Raw genomic sequence first — 17,722 nt, forward strand, 5'->3', positions numbered from 1 at the left:
GCCCGCCTCAGCGGATCTCGAAGGAGGCTTCCAGCATCACAGCGCCTTCTGGAGGTCTCCTTCGAGGCCTCCGCTACGCTTCGGCACCTCGGGATGAGGTGGAGAATGGAACCGGCGAGGCGGAGCGATAGGGCGCGTGCCGAAGGTTCGGACCGCACGCGTCCAGATCGTCCGCCCGGTCAGGCCGCGGCGGCCGCCAGCGTGCGCAGGTCACCGACCAGCTCGTCGACCCGCTCCGTCTGGGCATCCCAGGCGAACATGAAGCGCGCCCCGCCGCCGATGAAGGTGTAGAACCGCCAGCCCCGAGCGCGCAGGCCATCCATGGTGGCCACGGGCATCGTCAGAAACACCGCGTTCGCCTCGACGGGAAACAGCGCGCGCACCCCCGGCAGCCCAGCGACGGCTTCGGCGAAGCGACGGGCGCAGGCATTGCCGTGGGTAGCGTTCTTCAGCCACGCGCCGCTTTCCAGCATGCCGACCCAGGGTGCGGCGAGGAAGCGCATCTTCGACGCCAGCTGTCCGGCCTGCTTGCAACGGTAGCCGAAATCCTCGGCGAGCTTGGCGTCGAAGAACACCACCGCCTCGCCGGCATGCATGCCGTTCTTGGTCCCGCCGAAGCACAGGACATCGATGCCCGACCGCCACGTCATGTCGGCCGGGCTGCAGTTCAGGCTCGCGCAGGCATTGGCGAAGCGCGACCCGTCCATGTGCAGGGCGAGGCCCAGCTCGCGGCAGGTCGCCGACAGCGCCCGCAGCTCGGCGAGGCTGTAGACCTGCCCCGTCTCGGTCGGCTGGGTGATCGTCACCACCCGCGGCCGCGGGAAGTGGATGTCGCTGCGGTTCTGGGCGAGGCCCCGGATCAGATCCGGCGTGAGCTTGCCGCCCTCCGTCCGGACGGTCAGGAGCTTCGAACCGTTGGAGAAGAATTCCGGCGCACCGCACTCGTCGGTCTCGACATGGGCCGAGTCGGCGCAGATCACGCTGTGGTAGGACTGGCACAGCGCGGCCAGCGCCAGGGCGTTGGCGGCGGTGCCATTGAAGGCGAAGAACACTTCGCACGGCGTCTCAAACAGTGCGCGGAAGGCATCCGCGGCGCGCTTCGTCCAGGCATCCTCGCCGTAGGCCGGCGCGTGACCGCGATTGGCCACCTCCATGGCCGCCCAGGCTTCCGGACAGATGCCGGAATAGTTGTCGCTGGCGAATTGCTGCGAGTCGTCCTGTCTCATCCGCGCAACCTAGCACGGCTCCGGCACAGATCGATCGCCCGGACAGGTTGGAACTGGTGCGCGCTTGGTGTAATAGCCCCGTCAAGGCGTGGGCTCCACGCCGATTCGGAAACCGACGTTCCCGTCCCTCCCGGGTTCTTCCCGGGCGAGGGACGTTGTCGGTTTCCAGATCGGCGGCGGGCCGCGTGAGCCCGAAAATCCAGGTCCAGAGGATCAAGTCCGTTGCAGGTACTCGTTCGCGACAACAACGTCGATCAAGCGCTCCGCGTCCTCAAGAAGAAGATGCAGCGTGAGGGCATCTTCCGCGAGATGAAGCAGCGCAAGGCTTATGAGAAGCCGTCCGTGCGCAAGGCGCGCGAGAAGGCCGAGGCTGTCCGCCGCGCCCGCAAGCAGGCCCGCAAGACCGCGATCCGCGAGGGCCTGATCGCCGCGCCGAAGCCGAAGCCGCGCTTCCCCGCCGGCGGCCGCCGTCCCGGCTTCCCGTCCCCCTCGGCCGCGCAGGGCCAGGGCGGCAACGCCTCGGGTCAGACCCCGGTCAGCCCGGCTTCCGTCGCCTGAGCGACCGTACAACGGTTTCGAGAAAGCCCGGCCTGCGCGAGCAGCCGGGCTTTTTTCTTTGCGCGGTTTCAGACGGACTCCGAAGCCGATCAAGCCGCGCAGGTACCCTGCCGTCTTTGCGTACGGAGCGAAGCAATCCAGCGGCACGACATTCAGGAATGTCGCGCCGCCCTAAGTTGCGTCGCTGTGCTCGCGATGACGGTTCGGAACGGCGGCTCTAGCTCACGCCGCCTTCGCGGCGATCGTGGCCCGTTCAGCCTGGACCAGCACGTCGAGCGCCCGCCACGGCTTCTGCATGTAGACCGCCTGATCGGGCAGGCGCGCATCCCGGCTCGCTCCGGAGGTGACGACCACGCGCACGTCCGGCCAGCGGCGGCCGACCGCCTGGGCGAGGGAGATGCCGTCCATGGCTCCTGGCAGGCGCACGTCGGCGAAGAGCAGCGCCACCGTGACATCGGAGCGTTCGAGCACCGAAAGGGCCGCCTCCGCGCTCTCGCAGGCGATCACGCCCAGATCCGTCTCTTCCAGAACCGCGGTGGCGAGATCGCGCACCGCCGCATCGTCCTCGACGACGAGCGCCACGGGGCTGGAACTATCGGGCGTTGCGCGATCCATGAAAATCTCCTGATGACGGTGCGTTGCCCCTCGACGGGTCACGGTCCACTAAGCGGACTTCTGATTCCCCGATTCGGCCATGCTGGCCTGTCAGGAGCCGGCTCACAAGAGTCCGAGCGAATCGGCGGACGTATGCCTGCGTTGCAGTCAAGCCGCGCCAGTTTCGTGCGAAACGCCCGAAATTGGCGCAGTGGGGAGTCGGTTAAGAAACTGTTCACCGAAGCGGACTGACTGTTAACCTGCTGCGACAACGCGGACCCAACCCGGCGGGGCGTTCCCATCGGATCCAACGCGAACCAGAGCTGAAGGATCAACGTCCGTCATGTGCCGTTTCCTCGCCTACAGCGGTGAGCCGGTCTTCCTCTCCGACCTCGTCTGCGCGCCGACCCACTCGCTGGTGCATCAGTCGCTGCACGCCGACGAGGGTAAAACCGAGACCAACGGAGATGGGTTCGGTATCGGTTGGTACGCGGAGCGGCCGGAACCGGGGGTCTATCGGGACATCTCTCCCGCTTGGTCGGACGAGAACCTTGTGAACCTGTGCGGACAGGTGCGGGCGCGGACGTTCTTCGCGCATGTCCGCGCCTCGACCGGCACCGCCACCGCCCGGGCCAACTGCCACCCGTTCGTCTTCGGCCGGCACCTGTTCATGCACAACGGGCAGATCGGCGGCTACCATCGGATCAAGCGCCGGCTCGAGGCCCTGATCCCGGACGCATTCTACGATCATCGGCGCGGCAGCACCGATTCCGAGGCGCTGTTCCTGCTGGCCCTGGCCAATGGTCTCGAGGAGGATCCCGTCGGCGCGATGGCGCGCACGCTGCGGACGGTCCGTGAGTTGATGGCGGCCGCCAATGTCTGCGAACCGCTGCGCTTCACCGCGCTGCTGACCGACGGCGAAACGCTCACCGCTTATCGCTGGGCCTGCGACGGTCGTCCGCCGAGCCTGTATTTCCGCGATGGCCCCGGCGGCATCGTCGTGGTTTCGGAGCCGATCGACGGGTGCCGCGACGGCTGGCAGGTCGTGCCCAAGGGCGGCACCCTCCGCGCCCGCCGAGGAGGGCCGACCGTCGTCGAAGTCCCCGAGCGCGCCAGGGCCGCCGCCTGAATACAATCCGGCCCAGCCATGCCGGAAAGGGCATTGCCCGTGGGCGCCCTATGACCAAAATCCGCCGACGGCCGAGCATGCGGCCTGGCGGGAACTGACCGATGTATCCGGATACCGAGCTTCACATCGCGGGACGCTGGCGGGCGGGCGCTGACCGGCAGACCCTGGGGGTCCTGAATCCGGCGACCGGCGAGACGATCGGCCGATGCGCCGTTGCCACCCAGGGCGACCTCGACGAGGCTCTGGCGGCGGCCTCACGGGCCTTTCCGCATTGGCGCAAGGTGGCGCCGTTCGAGCGCGCCAAGGTGATGCGAAAGGCCGCCGACCTCCTGCGCGCCCGGGTCGACGAGATCGCCCGCGTCATGACCCTCGAGCAGGGCAAACCGCTGGCCGAGTCGCGGGTCGAGACCCTGGCGGCGGCCGACATCATCGACTGGTTCGCCGAGGAGGGTAAGCGCGCCTACGGCCGCGTGATTCCGGGCCGGGCCGACGGCGTGCTGCAGGCGGTCGTGCGCGAGGCGGTCGGTCCGGTGGCCTGCTTCACGCCCTGGAACTTCCCGATCAACCAGGCCGTCCGGAAGATCTCTGCGGCGCTCTGCACCGGCTGCACGGTGATCCTGAAAGGCCCCGAGGACACCCCGGCGAGCTGCGCCGCGCTGGTCCGCGCCTTCCTGGATGCCGGCATCCCGGGCGACGCGCTGTCACTGGTCTACGGCGACCCGGAGACGATCTCCGCCTACCTGATCCCGCACCCGGTAATTCGGAAGATCTCCTTCACCGGATCCACCGTGATCGGCAAGAAGCTCGCGGCGCTCGCGGGCGAACACATGAAGCGCGCCACGATGGAGCTCGGCGGCCACGCCCCGGCGATCGTATTCGGTGACGCGGACGTAGAGAAGGCCATCGCCGTCCTCGCGCCCTCCAAGTTCCGCAATGCCGGCCAGGTCTGCGTGTCGCCGACCCGCTTCCTCGTGCATGATTCGGTGTTCGACCGCTTCGTCGAAGGGTTTACCGACTTCGCCAAGACCCTGAAGGTCGGTGACGGCCTCGATCCCGAAACCAAGATGGGCCCGCTGGTCCACGGGAGGCGTCTCGACGCCATTGCGGCCCTGACGGCGGATGCCGAGGCGAGCGGCGCGAGCCTGCGCACCGGTGGCAAGCGGATCGGCAACCAGGGCAACTTCTTCGAGCCGACCGTCTTCACCGAGGTGCCGCTGACCGCCCGGATCATGAACGAGGAGCCCTTCGGCCCCCTGGCGATGATCAATCGGTTCTCCGACGACGACGAGGCGCTCACCGAGGCCAACCGCCTGCCCTACGGGCTCGCAGCCTACGCCTACACTCGCTCGGCGGAGCGGGCCGCCCGGGTGTCGAACACGGTCGAGAGCGGCATGATCTCGATCAACCATCACGGTCTTGCCCTGCCGGAGACGCCGTTCGGCGGCGTCAAGGACTCAGGCTATGGCAGCGAGGGCGGCGCTGAGGCACTGGACGCGTATCTGGTGACCAAGTTCGTCACGCAGGCCAATTTCTGATCGCGCGGCCGGCGGGTCTCACGGGGCCGCCGGCCGAAAGTATCAGTAATGAGGCGGCGGCGGCTCGGGTCCGCGCTGGCCGGTTCGTGCCGTCGCCTCCTCCACCTGCTCCCGCAGGGCTTCGATCTTCCGCGTGAGCCGGTCGATGACCTGCCATTGCTTGGTCACCGTCCGGTTCAGATCGTCAATCGTCGCTTCCTGCTCGGTGAGACGCATTTCCAGGCGGTCGATCCGGCTCGGGGCGTTCATGTCCGATCTCCAATCGGGACAGGTGATGAGTCGATCACGGCCGCCACCCGACCGTGCGGCTCTGTCCGCCCGCCCCTCCTAACCGAAGCGGCACCCGGGCAGCGACACCGATCCTCGCGGAAACGAACGGCAAGACACCATCGGTGGGCGAGCGAGCCAGGAAGCTCGGTCCGCGGCGAGCCGGCGCACATGCCACCTCAGGTTGCTGTTAAAAAGAGCGAGCGCCGTGAAATCAGTTTCTGAGCCGCGCATGCTTCGTTCGCGTGTAAACAGGACATCGGCTTTGGCCTCGCCGGTTATGTAAATTGTGACTTTTTAAACGTTCCGATTTTACAGGACGTCAATCGAATTGACAGAGTGGGCCGGGACGACGAATGGCGATGTTCGGTATGCGCGCTGACGCGCTGGTCTCGGCCATCGACCGGACCATGAGCCGGGTCGAATTCGATCTGGACGGCACGATCACGGACGCCAACCCCGCCTTCCTCCACCTCGTCGGCTACACGCTGGAGGAGGTGCGCGGGCGTCACCACAGCCTCTTCGTCTCGGAAGCCGAGCGCGCCAAACCGGACTATGCGACGTTCTGGGCGCGACTGGGCGCCGGGCACCACGAGGCGCGGGAATTCGCCCGGGTGACCAAGTCCGGACAGGTCATCTGGATCAGGGGCTCGTACAACCCGATCCTGGACCGCCGGGGCAAAGTCGTTAAAGTCGTGAAGTTCGCCACCGACGTCACCGAGGAGCGCGCGCGCAACGCGCTGTTCGCCGGACAGATCGCGGCGCTCGACCGCTCGCAGGCCGTGATCTGCTTCACGCTGGACGGCACCATCACGGATGCGAATGCGAACTTCCTGTCGACGATGGGCTACACCCTTGAGGAGGTCCGCGGGCGCCATCACAGGATGTTCATGCCGTCGGCCGAGGCGGCCGGCACGGCGTACACGACATTCTGGGCGAACCTTGCCGCCGGTCGCCATCAATCCGGCGAGTTCCGCCGTGTGGGCAAGGATGGCCGCACCGTCTGGATCTTCGGCGCCTACAATCCGATCCTGGATGCGGCGGGCGCGCCCTGCGCCGTCGTCAAGTTCGCCACCGACGTCACCCGGCAGGTCGAGGACCGGGAGCGCCGGGCCGCGGGTCAGCGCACCATCGATGCGGACATCGCGGCAATCCGCGACTCGATGAGCCGTGTGGTCCAGCAGGCCGACGAGACCTCGGAGGCCTCGAACCAGACCGCGCACAACGTCCAGGCCGTCGCCGCGGGCTCGGAGGAGTTCGCCTCCTCGATCGAGGAGCTGAGCCGCCATGCCCTGCTGGCGAAATCCTCGGTCGACAAGGTGGTCACGCGCGCCGAGGAAGCGGGTGCGATCGTCGTCGGTCTGACCGGCGCCGCCGACCGGATCGGCGCTGCCGTCAGCCTGATCCGCTCGATCGCCGACCAGACGAACCTGCTCGCGCTCAACGCGACGATCGAGGCCGCCCGGGCAGGCGCCGCGGGCAAGGGCTTCGCGGTCGTGGCGGCCGAGGTGAAGGCGCTGGCCGAGCAGACGGCCCGGGCGACCGGGGAGATCGGCACCCAGATCACGGCCGTGCAGACGGAAACCGCCCGCGCGGTGGCCGCGATCGACGGGATCGGCACCACCATCGAGCAGCTCAGCGAGATCACGCTCAGCGTATCCTCCGCCGTCACCGAGCAGGCGGCGGTAACCCGCGATCTGACCGAGAACATGCAATCGGCCGCTCAGAGCGTCGAGACCGCGCGCGCCGCGATGGCGGACATCGCCGCTTCCGCGGCCTCTGTGGATGCCTCGGTGCGCAAGGTCTCGGAGGCCGCGCGCGCCCTCGCCTGAGCGCCCGGGTGCCGCGAGCCTGACCTCAGGCCGCCCGTGCGGCCGCCATATCGGCCACGGCGACCCGGTCGCGGCCGCCGTGCTTGGCAGTGTAGAGCGCGGCGTCAGCCCGCAGCATCAACGTCTCGAACCCGACGCCATCGCGGGCCTGCGCAATCCCGATGCTGACGCTCACGCGCAGGTCGGGCAGTTCGGGCACCAAGAGCTGCGCGAAGGTGTGGCGCAGCCCCTCGGCCCGGGCCAGTGCCTCGGCGGGGGAGACCTCCGGCAGGAAGCAGGCGAATTCCTCGCCGCCCAGGCGCCCCAGCAGCGCCCCCCGCGGCAGCAGGGAGGCAGTCATGGCGCAGAACCCCACCAGCACCGCGTCGCCGACCGCATGCCCGTGGACATCGTTGACGGCCTTGAACCGGTCGAGGTCGAACAGCAGGAGCGCCCCGCCTTGCTTGATCATTGCCGCCTGGGCGGCCTCCGCGAAGGCCCGGCGGTTGCGCACGCCCGTGAGCGCGTCCGTGGACGCGGCAATGCGCTGCTTCCGCTCGGCCCGCTCCTTCACCAAAGCCATGAAGGTGAAGGCGGAGGCGATCGAGAAGAGCAGGGTTACGAAGCACAGGATGGCCACCCACGGCGATGCGAGCGGGTTCAGACCGGGCCGCGGCGGCGCCAGAAAGGTCGAGGGGATCCGCACGAGATAGAACAGCCCGTGCAGTCCGAGAACGGCGGCAGCCGTGATCCGGGAGGCCAGGCGCTCGTCACGGCCGCGCCAGATCTCGACGGTCGCCGCGCCGCAGTAGAGCGTCGCCGCCGCGGAGGCGTACAGGATCCGCAGCACGATCGAGTCGTAGAAGGCGGGGACAAAGCAGAGCGCGCACCAGACGAGCGCACCGGCCGTGGCCCAGCCCACACGAGGATTCAGGCCTTCGAACGATCGCACGCCGCTCCAGATCAGGCCATAGGCGGCGAGGACGATCGCGTTCGCCACGCCGATGGAGATGAGATCGGGGATCTGCCCACGCAAAGCCAACCCGGCTGAGCCGACCGCGCCGACGAGGTGCGCGGCGCCCCAGAACGCGAGCGAGCGCGATTCGGGTGCCTGTCGCCACGAAGCCAGGAACAACGCGCCGACCAGCAGCGTCGTCGCCGCACTGACGATCAGCAGGGTGGCGGGATCAAGCTGCACGACCGTCCATCGATCTCCAACCAGATGCGCTGCCGAGGCCGCCCCCGAGCACGCGCCGCTGAGGCCGTTCGAAGACGAATCGCTTGATACAAACATCAGTACAGTACGTTTATCTATATGACAATATACCTACCCTCAGAACGGATAATGATCGGCGGCAACACACGGAATGGTCAGCCGACAACATAGCGCTGTCAGGCGAAGTCAGGCCGGGTAGATGCGGGAGTTCGGTGCCAACGACTGTTCAGGGTCCGTCCGTTCATTCCATTCTGGATCGCTGATCTCAGCAGCGCCGTCCTTGCGAGCGGAGCGAAGCAATCCAGGCGGCGCCACGACGGCTGATGTCGCGTGGCTCTGGGTTACCTCGCTGCGCGCGTGATGACGATGCGGGACGCGTTGACCGAACCGCTCAACGCGCCATCGTATCAGGTGGCATGGATCACCGGGACCGCCGGTGCGCCTTCCCACTCGGTGTTGGCCGGAATCGACTCGCCCTTCATCACGATGGTGAGAGGGCGCAGCCGCGCGAAGTCACCGACCTTCGTGTCGTAAAGCACCGTCGAGAAGGCGCCCACGGAGACGCCGCGCCCGACCACGACGCGGCCGATCTTCATGATCCGGTCCTCGTAGAGGTGGGTCTGGAGCGCGGAGACACGGTTGATCGTGGCGTAGTCGCCGATCGTAACGCAGTCGAATTCCGTGATGTCGGTGGTGAGCATGCACACGCCCTGGCCGACTTTCACGCCGAACAGGCGCAGCACCCAGGGCAGGAACGGCGTGCCCTGGAGGTGCTCCAGCAGCACCTTGCCGGCCAGCCCCCAGTAAGCCACCGCGATGGCCTCGGTGCGCATCGCCCACCAGGACCACATCGGCTGCATGCCGGGCTTGTAGACGCCCATCAGCAGCCACTTCATGGCGATGACGGCCGACGACTGGATCAGCGCGATGGCGACGCTCGCCGCCACGAAGCTGACGGCCAGCCCCGTCCAATCCTGCTCCAGGATGGCGGGATAGAAGTACCAGTCGATCACGGTGATCGCGAGCGTGATGTAGAGCATCGGCGAGAACGAGGTCGCGAACGCCTCGAAGATGCCGCGTCGCACCTTCGGCCAGATCCCGGGCTCGTAGGTTTGCGCGGTCGAGCCGAGATCGACCTTCTGCCGGGCCGGCAGCCGGATCGGCGGCGAGCCGAACCACGTCTCCCCGGGGCTCATGGCCTCGTTCGCCGGCGGCTTCGACTTGATGCCGATCAGCACGTCGTCCGGGATCACGGCGCCCGGCGGCACGACGGCGTCGTTGCCGACGAACACGCGCGCTCCGGTGCGGGTCGGCTCCAGGTGCATCCAGCCGCGTCGGATCTCCTCCTCGCCGTACACCACCTCGTCGGCGATGAAGTTCTTCGCGCCGACCTCGGCGAGGTCGTAGCGTCCGGAGAGGTTGGTCGAGATCTCCGCGCCGTGGCCCATATTGGCGCCCATCAGCCGGTACCAGGCCCGCATGTAGACCGTGGCGAACAGCGACGAGAGCGTCTCCAGCGTCACCTCGACGGCGAGGGCCAGCGACCATTTCCGCAGGTAGAACAGCGAGTGGACCGAGTAGGTACCGGAGCGCGTCCGCGGCAGCACGATCCAGCGGATGCCGGCGATCAGCAGCACGGTGCCGGCGGTCATCAGCATGGCGGTGGGCCAGGTGAGGATCGGCAGGTACCAGTGGTAGTCGACGTCGGTGATGTCGGACAGCGAGTCCGAGATCTGGTCGAAGATGAAGAAGGCCGGGAAGATCGGCAGCAGGCCGACGGCCGGGATCGCGCCGAGCAGCACCACATAGGCCGCCATGAAGCCGGCCCGACGCCGCCATGAGGCCTCGGCCGGTGCGGGCAGCTCTGTCGGCTCGGCCATGCCGACCTTGCGGCCGGGTGAGCCGTCCCAGCGCTCGGCGGCGCCGACCCGCGTTCCGGCCGGGATCGTGGTGAGGTCGCCGATCTCGGCCTGCGGGCCGACCACCGTGTCGTGGCTGAGCACGCAGGAGGTCCCGACCGCCGTGTCGGCGCCGATCTCGACCCGGCCGATCACCAGCTCGTTTCCGACGATCTCGGCATTGGCGATGACCAGCCGGCCGCCGAGCGAGGCTCCGTCGCCGATCGTCAGGAGGTCGGGCGCGCCGACCTCGATATCGGAGATCAGGGTGTCGCGGCCGATCTTGGCGCCCATCAGACGGAGATAGATCGCGATGGCCGGAGAACCCTGCAGCCACTTGACGTGGACGAGCGGCGCGAGCCGCTGCGCCAGCCACCAGCGGTAATAATAGGCGCCCCAGAGCGGATACCGGCCGGGCTTGGTCTTCCCGAGGATCAGCCACTTGCCGGCGACCGCCGCCACGGCCGTGACGCCGTTGATCGCCACGTAGACGAGGAGCAGCACCCCGAGTTCGGCGAAGAAGCTGAGGCCGCCGCCGGTGAGCAGCAGGTAAGTGACGAACATGCCGAGCCACTGCGCGGTCGCGAGCGCGATCACGAAGGGCAGCGCCACCAGTTGCGCGAGGCCGCACAGGGCCCGGCGCAGCAGCGGGGGCGGGTCGAAGCTGAGGTCGCGGATTGCCGCCGAGGCGCCCATCCCGCCGGTGCGCGCGATCAGCGCGTCGGCCATCGCCCGCACCGTGCGCAGGGCGTAGACGTCCGGCAGGGTGATGCCGGCGAGGGCCGGCGTCTCGCGCACAGCCGAGACGAAGCGGGCTGCGAGCAGCGAGTGGCCGCCGAGGTCGGCGAAGAAGTCGCCTTCCAGCGGGATCGGCTGGTTGCCGAAGATCTGCTTGGCGGCTGCGACGAGGGCCGCCTCCGTCTCGTTCACCGGGGGCTCCTGCTCGCCGTCGGCCGAGACCACGGTGAGCGGGGCGATCTTGAGGGCCTTGCGGTCGACCTTGCCGGAGGTCAGGCGCGGCAGCGTCTCGGCTACCTCGAAGTGGCCGGGCACCATGTAGGGCGGCATCTGCCCGGCCAGCGTCCGCCGGAGCGCCGCGGTATCGATGGCGCGGCCACGCTCCGGGATCAGGAACGCCACGAGGCGATCGACCCCGTCATCCTGCCGCAGCACCACGGCAGCCTGATTGATCTCGGGTACGCTGCGGATCCGCGCCTCGATCTCGCCGAGCTCCACCCGGAAGCCGCGGATCTTGACCTGATCGTCGATGCGGCCGTGGAACACGATCCGGCCGGCGGCATCGAGCGAGACCGCGTCGCCCGAGCGGTACAGGACCGGGTCGGTCCCGTCCGACGCGAAGGGGTTGGCGATGAATTTTTCCGCCGTCAGCTCCGGCCGGGCAAGGTAGCCCCGCGCCACGCCGGGGCCGCCGATCAGCAGCTCGCCCTGCTGGTCGCGGCCGAGCAGGCTCAGATCCTCGCCCGCCACATAGACGGAGTAGTTCGGGATCGGACCGCCGATGGTGACCGGCTCGCCGGGCCGCATCTCGGCGGCGGTGGCCACGACCGTGGCCTCGGTCGGCCCGTAGGTGTTGAACAACTGGCGTGAGCCCGTCGCCCAGCGGGCGACCAGCGGCTCGGGGAGCGCCTCGCCGCCGAGCAGGACGAGGCGCACGGTCGGCAGATCGCCCGAGATCATCGCCAGCAGGGTCGGCACGGTGTCCAGCACCGTGATCCGCTCCGCCTCGAGGATGCCCGGCAGCGATTCCACGTCGCCCATCATGGCAGGGCTCGCCACGAACAAGGTCGCGCCCACGAGGTACGGGACCCAGATCTCTTCCATGGAGAGATCGAAGGCGACCGAAGCTCCCTGGAACACCACGTCGTCGGCGCGCATCCCGTAGAGCGCGTTTCCCGAGCGCAGGAAGTGGCAGATGTTGGCGTGACTGATGACGATGCCCTTGGGCACGCCGGTCGAGCCCGAGGTGTAGATCAGATAGGCGGGGTGCTCGGGCGTCAGGCCGGCGGCGCGGGCGGCGGGGACCGGTGCGTCGGCGGGGGTCGCGGCATCGAGATCGGCCGGCGTCAGGGCGGGTGCCGCGTCCGGTGCGGAAGGCTTGAGCGCCGGAGAGACCAGCAGCGCCTTGGCGGCCGCGTCCGTCAGGCAGACCCCGACCCGGTCGGCCGGCGCCTCAGCGTCGAAGGGCAGCCACGCGGCGCCCGAGAGCGTGATGCCGATCTGCGCCACGAGCAGGTCCGGGCCCCGGGCCATCCACAGGCCGACCACATCGCCGGGACCGATGCCGCGGTGGGCGAGCCCGGCCGCGATCCGGCCTGCGCGGGCGGCAACTGCGGCGTAGGTCAGGCGTGGGTGGACGCCGCCCGCCTCGACGCGCGCGCCGTCGATCAGGCACGGATGGTCAGGACGGCTGCGGGCCGAATCCAAAAAAATCTCGGCCAGCACCTCGTCGCGGATCAGGTCCGGACGGTGCGCGCCGCGCAGGACGGCGGCCCCCTCGCCGGGACGCTCGCGCTCCCCGGCCGCCAATCCGGGCCGGGTCTTCTCGGCGACGTCGCTCATCCGCTGCTCCGCTGGCCGCCCGCCCGGGCCGGCACTTCCGTGGCGGCCGCCCTATAGCCTGCCGATCATGCCGTTATCGAGGCGGCTTTGCACTGCGCCCGCGCACGGGATCAACCCCAGCGCCAGCCGTCAGGCTCGAGGACCAGAACCTCCCCCTGGCGAATGCCGAGCCGCGGCGCGGCGTAGATATCGAGGTGACCGAGCGCGACCAGGGCCGCGCGCGCCACCCCGCCATGGGCGACGACGACCGTGTCCCGTTGCAGCCCGGCGAGCATCGGGCCGACCCGCTGCACGAGTGCGGCATAGCTCTCGCCGCCATGGCCCGGTGGGCGGTGATGCCAGCGGTCGCGGTCGCGCCCGGCGGCGCCGGCCGGGTCGCGGCGGCGGATCTCCGCCCAGGTCGAGCCCTCCCAGTTGCCGAAACCGATCTCCCGCAGCCTCGGGTCAGTCCCGTACCCGTCGGCGCTGAGCCCGAGCGTCGTGCGCAGGATCTCCATGGTCCGTCGGGTGCGCTTGAGCGGACTCGCGACGAACTGCGCCTCAGCGAGCGTCGAGCCGGCCAGCTTGGCGAGGCGCTCCGCAACCGCGACCGCCTGCGCCTCCCCTTGCGCGTTCAGGTCGGTGTCGCGACCGCCTTGAAGGCGTCCCTCGGCGTTCCAATCGGTCTGGCCGTGGCGGATGAAGTAGATCGTAACCAACCGTCTCACATCCCGTCCTGCGCAGGCGTTCGGAACGGCCAGGAGTGCCGGCCGTTCTCGCCGTCGGTCGGCAACGTCCGGAAACAGGTCCTGCCCTATGTCGAAGAAGAACGGCAAGCATCATCGCGGCCAGAAGCGCGACCAGCGCATGACAGACGGGGACGACCTGCACGGGACAGCCCATGCGAAGCGCCCCTCGACGGCCCGATGGGCCAGCACGATCGACGCAAACGCCGAGAGCATCCCGGCCGCCCTGGGAGCGCATCGGGAGGTCCCGATCCCTGCCGCAGCGGGCATCACGGTGGTCGAGCCCGGCACGCGGATCGACCTCGGCGCGGTGGATGCCGACGCCGACGGCGGCCTCGACAAGGACTGGGCGAAGGAGGCTCTGGGCCGCGAGCGCGAGCGGATCATCGCGCTGCAGGAGCGCCTCTATGCCGAGCGGGCTCGCAGCCTCCTGCTGGTGTTCCAGGCCATCGACACCGGCGGCAAGGATGGGACGATCCGGGCGGTGCTGAAGGGCGTGAACCCGCAGGGTTGCACCGTCGCCTCGTTCAAGGTGCCCTCCAGCGACGAACGCGATCACGATTTCCTGTGGCGCTACCACGCCCGAACGCCGGGGCGCGGCATGATCGGCGTCTTCAACCGCAGCCACTACGAGGACGTGCTCGTTGTGCGGGTGAAAGGCCTGGTCCCGGACGCGGTCTGGCAGAGCCGCTACGGCCGGATCAACGACTTCGAGCAGCTGCTCACGGAATCGGGCACGACCATCCTGAAATTCTTCCTGCACATCTCAAAGGCGGAGCAGAAGAAGCGCCTGGAGGCGCGGATCGCCGATCCGGAAAAGCACTGGAAGTTCGACCCTGCCGACCTCGTCGAGCGGAAATCCTGGGATGCCTATCAGCAGGCCTTCGCGGACGCGCTCTCGCGCTGCTCGACCCCCCGTGCCCCGTGGCTGGTGGTGCCGGCCAATCACAAATGGTTCCGCAACTACGTGATCGCCAAGACCGTGGCGGATACGCTGGAGGCGATGGATCCGCGATTCCCCGAGGCTGCCAAGGGCATCGCCGATCTGACCGTTCCGGATTGAAGCGGGAGGCTCGGCATGCTGGCGGTACGCGAGGTCGCGGTCTCGGGTTACCGCTCGCTCCGGCGGATCAGCTTCCCGGTCGAAGACCTGTCGGTCTTTGTCGGCGGCAACGGGACGGGCAAGACCAACCTCTACCGGGCCCTGGAGCTGCTGCAGGCGGCGGCCCTGGGCACGCTGACCCGCGACCTCGCTGCGGAAGGCGGCATGGATTCGGTGCTCTGGGCCGGCCGACGCCGCCAGGGCGAGCCCGCCCGGCTCTGCCTGTCCGTCAGCCTGAGCGATGACGAGACCGGGCAGGTTTTCGCCTACACGGCGGAGATCGGGCTGGTGCCGCAGGCCGGCGCCGAGATCTACGGCGCGGCCTTCCGGCACGAGCCGCAGGTGAAGGCCGAGCGTCTGACCGTGTGCAATGGTGGCCGGACGGCCGTGATCCTCGACCGGGACGGCCGCAGCGGCTTCGTGCGCGACGCCGACGGGCGCAAGCAAAGCCTCGGGATCGATCTGCTCGCCACCGAGACCGCGCTTGGCAGTGCCCTGATCGCAACCGGCCAGCCGGAGATCGCCCTGGTGCGGCTGGCCATGGCGGCGTGGCGATTCCACCACGGCTTCCGGACCGACGCCGATTCACCCCTGCGGCGGCCGTGCCTCGCGGTGACCACACCGACCCTGGCCTCGGACGGCTCCGATCTCGCCGCGGTCTTCGCGACGCTCGCCCATATCTGCCAGGACACAACGGACCTCGATGAGGCCATCGACGGCGCCTTTCCGGGGGCGCGCCTGATCGTGCCGGAACCGGCGCGGGAGGCGAGCTTCGGCGTGACCTTCCCCGACTTCGCTAAGCGGATCTTCGACGCGTCGGAGCTGTCGGACGGGACCTTGCGCTTCCTCGCCCTGGCCGGTGCCCTGCTCGGATACCGGCTGCCGCCGTTCATCGCCCTGAACGAGCCGGAGACCAGCCTGCATCCCGACCTGATGGAGCCGCTGGCCCGGCTGATCGCCCGGGCGGCGGAGCGCACGCAGGTCTGGCTGGTCACCCATTCCGATCGCCTGGCCGATGCCATCGCGGCCTCCGGCGGTCCGCGTCCGCGGACCGTCCTCAAGCGCGACGGCGAGACCTGGATCGAGGGTTTGCGCCTCTCGGGCACGTTCGCCGAAGCCGACGCGGATTGATCCCGTTGCCGGCCGTGCGGCGAAGCAGGTCGAGCTGGATCCTAATCCTTGTCGAGGGTCAGGTCCGGCGCGTCGGGGTTCTTCATGCCGACGACGTGGTAGCCTGCATCCACGTGCAGGATCTCGCCGGTCATGCCGGCCGCCATGTCGGAGACGAGATAGGCGGCGGTCTCGCCGACCTCGCCGATCGTCACGGTCCGCCTGAGCGGCGCGTTGTACTCGTTCCACTTCAGGATGTAGCGGAAATCGCCGATTCCCGAGGCCGCGAGCGTCTTGATCGGGCCCGCCGATATCGCGTTGACGCGGATGTTCTTCGGGCCGAGATCGGCCGCGAGATACCGGACCGAGGCTTCGAGCGCCGCCTTGGCGACGCCCATGACGTTGTAATGCGGCATCCACTTCTCGGCGCCGTAATAGGTCAGCGTCACGAGCGAACCGCCCGGGCGCATGATCTTCTCGGCCCGCTGCGCCACCGCGGTGAAGGAGTAGCACGAGACCAGGAGCGACTTGGTGAAGTTGTCCTCCGAGGTCTCGATGTAGCGGCCGGTCAGCTCGTCCTTGTCGGAGAAGGCGACGCAGTGGACCACGAAGTCGATGCCGTCGGGAAAGACCCTGGCCGCCTCCGCGAACACCGCGTCGATCGTGGCCGAATCGGTCACATCGCAATGGCCGATGACGTGGGCGTCGAGTTCCTTGGCGAGCGGCTCGACCCGCTTGCGCAGCGCGTCGCCCTGATAGGTGAAGGCGAGCTCGGCTCCGTGGGCACGGGCGCTGCGGGCGATACCCCAGGCGATCGAGCGGTTGTTGGCGACCCCGAGGACGATGCCCCGCTTGCCCGCCAGAAGGCCCTGCCCGTGTTCCGCCATGATCGATCCCGAAGCCTTGCGGCACCTCGCGGCGCCGGGGCGCCTCCTTAGCGGAGGTGGCCCGGAGACGGAAGTCCGGGCTGCCTCCACGCACTTTCAGGCTGGCGCCACTTTCTCAGGCCGCCTCGCTCAGGCAGCCTTGGCGGCGCGGCGGCCGCGGGCGAACTCCATCAGGGCCGCGTCCTCATCCCGCGGCAGGACGATCGCGGTCGTGGCGAACAGGTCACCCTGCGTCCCGTCCTTCTTCGGCAGGCCCTTGCCGCGCAGGCGGAAGGTGCGGCCGGAACTGGTCATCGCCGGGATCTTCATCTCGACGGCACCGGTGAGCGTCGGGACGCGGATCGTTCCCCCGAGGACGGCATCCTCCAGCGGCACCTCGACGGTGGTTCGCAGATCGGCGCCCTCGACCGTGAAGCCGGGATGGGGCCGGAGCTTGATGGTCAGCAGCGCATCGCCCGCCTCGCCGCGCGGGCCGCCGCTCTGGCCGAGGCCGCGGAGCCGGATGGTCTGGCCATCCACCACGCCGCGCGGGATGACCACGTCGACCTCGCGCCCGGTGGGCAGGTACAGGCGCAGCTTCTCCTCGCTGGCGACCTGCTCCAGCGTCACCGACAGCTCGGCGGCCACGTCGTCGCCCTTGGCAGTCTGACGCGCGCCTGGGCCGGCTCCGCCCGCGCGGAAAGCCTCGCCGAAGATGTGCGAGAAGATATCCTCGCCCATCCCGCCGCCCATGCCACCCTGCCGGCTGCGGGCCATGTTCTCGAAGTCGAACCCGCCGCCTCGTCCGCCGCCGAAGCCCTCGAAGCCGGTCGCGCGCGGCTTGCCCTCGGCGTCAATTTCGCCGCGGTCGAACTGCTTGCGCTTCTCGGCGTCGCCCAGAATCTCGTAGGCGGCATTCGCCTCGGCGAACCGGTCCTTCGCCTTCACGTCGTTCTTGTTGCGGTCGGGGTGGAAGTCCTTGGCGAGCTTGCGATAGGCCTTCTTGATCTCGGCCTCGCTCGCCCCCTTGGCCACGCCCAGCACGTCGTAGGGATTGCGCATGGAACTCTTGGCTGTGCGGTGTGGGGTTTCGACCCCGATGTGG

Annotated in this window: 14 protein-coding genes; 6 read left to right on the top strand and 8 right to left on the bottom strand. The window is 68.9% G+C overall.

Features of this window, described 5'->3' with window-relative positions; genetic code table 11:
* Positions 1-179: 179 nt before the first annotated feature.
* On the bottom strand, positions 180-1,226 hold the full coding sequence (locus tag ABIE45_RS29120; RefSeq protein WP_192708020.1) for a low specificity L-threonine aldolase: 1,047 nt from the start codon (positions 1,224-1,226) through the stop codon (positions 180-182).
* A gap of 222 nt (positions 1,227-1,448) precedes the next feature.
* Here ABIE45_RS29120 and rpsU point away from each other — a divergent pair, with 222 nt between their 5' ends.
* Entirely contained in the window at positions 1,449-1,784 is a 336-nt protein-coding gene (rpsU, locus tag ABIE45_RS29125; protein WP_192708019.1) for a 30S ribosomal protein S21, read from the top strand.
* 222 nt (positions 1,785-2,006) lie between these two features.
* Here the strand turns inward: rpsU and ABIE45_RS29130 are convergent, their stop codons facing one another.
* Entirely contained in the window at positions 2,007-2,399 is a 393-nt protein-coding gene (locus ABIE45_RS29130) for a response regulator (protein WP_192708018.1), read from the bottom strand.
* Between the two features lie 322 nt (positions 2,400-2,721).
* On the opposite strand from ABIE45_RS29130, the gene ABIE45_RS29135 reads away from it, so the two are divergent.
* Together ABIE45_RS29135 and ABIE45_RS29140 are read left to right on the top strand one after the other, a co-directional pair.
* The gene (locus tag ABIE45_RS29135; RefSeq protein WP_192708017.1) at positions 2,722-3,507 is read left to right on the top strand and encodes a class II glutamine amidotransferase; all 786 of its coding nucleotides are present in this window, start codon (positions 2,722-2,724) and stop codon (positions 3,505-3,507) included.
* A gap of 101 nt (positions 3,508-3,608) precedes the next feature.
* On the top strand, positions 3,609-5,042 hold the full coding sequence (locus ABIE45_RS29140; RefSeq protein WP_192708016.1) for an NAD-dependent succinate-semialdehyde dehydrogenase: 1,434 nt from the start codon (positions 3,609-3,611) through the stop codon (positions 5,040-5,042).
* Positions 5,043-5,084: 42 nt separating this feature from the next.
* Here the strand turns inward: ABIE45_RS29140 and ABIE45_RS29145 are convergent, their stop codons facing one another.
* Positions 5,085-5,291 carry a SlyX family protein gene (locus tag ABIE45_RS29145; protein WP_192708015.1) on the bottom strand — a complete coding sequence of 69 codons (207 nt, stop codon included), beginning with the start codon at positions 5,289-5,291 and terminating at the stop codon, positions 5,085-5,087.
* Positions 5,292-5,665: 374 nt separating this feature from the next.
* Here ABIE45_RS29145 and ABIE45_RS29150 point away from each other — a divergent pair, with 374 nt between their 5' ends.
* On the top strand, positions 5,666-7,141 hold the full coding sequence (locus tag ABIE45_RS29150) for a PAS domain-containing methyl-accepting chemotaxis protein (RefSeq protein ID WP_192708014.1): 1,476 nt from the start codon (positions 5,666-5,668) through the stop codon (positions 7,139-7,141).
* A 25-nt stretch (positions 7,142-7,166) separates the two neighbouring features.
* On the opposite strand, the gene ABIE45_RS29155 is transcribed toward ABIE45_RS29150, so the two are convergent.
* From ABIE45_RS29155 to ABIE45_RS29165, 3 genes are all read right to left on the bottom strand, one after another.
* Entirely contained in the window at positions 7,167-8,318 is a 1,152-nt protein-coding gene (locus ABIE45_RS29155; RefSeq protein WP_192708013.1) for a GGDEF domain-containing protein, read from the bottom strand.
* A gap of 425 nt (positions 8,319-8,743) precedes the next feature.
* Positions 8,744-12,814 carry a Pls/PosA family non-ribosomal peptide synthetase gene (locus ABIE45_RS29160; RefSeq protein ID WP_192708012.1) on the bottom strand — a complete coding sequence of 1,357 codons (4,071 nt, stop codon included), beginning with the start codon at positions 12,812-12,814 and terminating at the stop codon, positions 8,744-8,746.
* 110 nt (positions 12,815-12,924) lie between these two features.
* The gene (locus ABIE45_RS29165) at positions 12,925-13,512 is read right to left on the bottom strand and encodes a histidine phosphatase family protein (RefSeq protein WP_192708127.1); all 588 of its coding nucleotides are present in this window, start codon (positions 13,510-13,512) and stop codon (positions 12,925-12,927) included.
* A 97-nt stretch (positions 13,513-13,609) separates the two neighbouring features.
* On the opposite strand from ABIE45_RS29165, the gene ABIE45_RS29170 reads away from it, so the two are divergent.
* Both ABIE45_RS29170 and ABIE45_RS29175 read left to right on the top strand, forming a co-directional pair.
* Positions 13,610-14,602: a polyphosphate kinase 2 family protein gene (locus tag ABIE45_RS29170; RefSeq protein WP_192708011.1), complete on the top strand. Its 993-nt coding sequence runs from the start codon at positions 13,610-13,612 to the stop codon at positions 14,600-14,602.
* A gap of 15 nt (positions 14,603-14,617) precedes the next feature.
* Entirely contained in the window at positions 14,618-15,772 is a 1,155-nt protein-coding gene (locus ABIE45_RS29175; RefSeq protein WP_192708010.1) for an AAA family ATPase, read from the top strand.
* A gap of 41 nt (positions 15,773-15,813) precedes the next feature.
* Here the strand turns inward: ABIE45_RS29175 and fabI are convergent, their stop codons facing one another.
* Positions 15,814-16,638: an enoyl-ACP reductase FabI gene (fabI, locus tag ABIE45_RS29180; protein ID WP_192708009.1), complete on the bottom strand. Its 825-nt coding sequence runs from the start codon at positions 16,636-16,638 to the stop codon at positions 15,814-15,816.
* 129 nt (positions 16,639-16,767) lie between these two features.
* The gene (locus ABIE45_RS29185; RefSeq protein ID WP_192708008.1) at positions 16,768-17,679 is read right to left on the bottom strand and encodes a DnaJ C-terminal domain-containing protein; all 912 of its coding nucleotides are present in this window, start codon (positions 17,677-17,679) and stop codon (positions 16,768-16,770) included.
* Between the last annotated feature and the right edge of the window lie 43 nt (positions 17,680-17,722).

The sequence above is a fragment of the Methylobacterium sp. OAE515 genome, assembly GCF_041806315.1.
Classification (GTDB): Bacteria; Pseudomonadota; Alphaproteobacteria; order Rhizobiales; family Beijerinckiaceae; genus Methylobacterium; species Methylobacterium tardum.